Raw genomic sequence first — 213 nt, 5'->3', positions numbered from 1 at the left:
GCGCGCGCGCGCGCGCGCGCGCGCGCGCGCGCGCGCGCGCGCGCGCGCGCGCGCGCGCGCGCGCGCGCGCGCGCGCGCGCGCGCGCGCGCGCGCGCGCGCGCGCGCGCGCGCGCGCGCGCGCGCGCGCGCGCGCGCGCGCGCGCGCGCGCGCGCGCGCGCGCGCGCGCGCGCGCGCGCGCGCGCGCGCGCGCGCGCGCGCGCGCGCGCGCGCG

Annotated in this window: 1 protein-coding gene; it reads right to left on the bottom strand. The window is 100.0% G+C overall.

All coding sequences use genetic code 11. From position 1 onward, the window contains the following. Nucleotides 1-213: hypothetical protein (locus tag BU52_RS37315; protein WP_200881373.1), on the bottom strand; the 213-nt coding region annotated here is incomplete at both ends.

Source organism: Streptomyces toyocaensis, assembly GCF_000725125.1.
GTDB lineage: Bacteria > Actinomycetota > Actinomycetes > Streptomycetales > Streptomycetaceae > Streptomyces > Streptomyces toyocaensis.
Note: the sequence above shows the minus strand (reverse complement) of the source record. Positions and strands in the feature narration are given on the sequence as shown.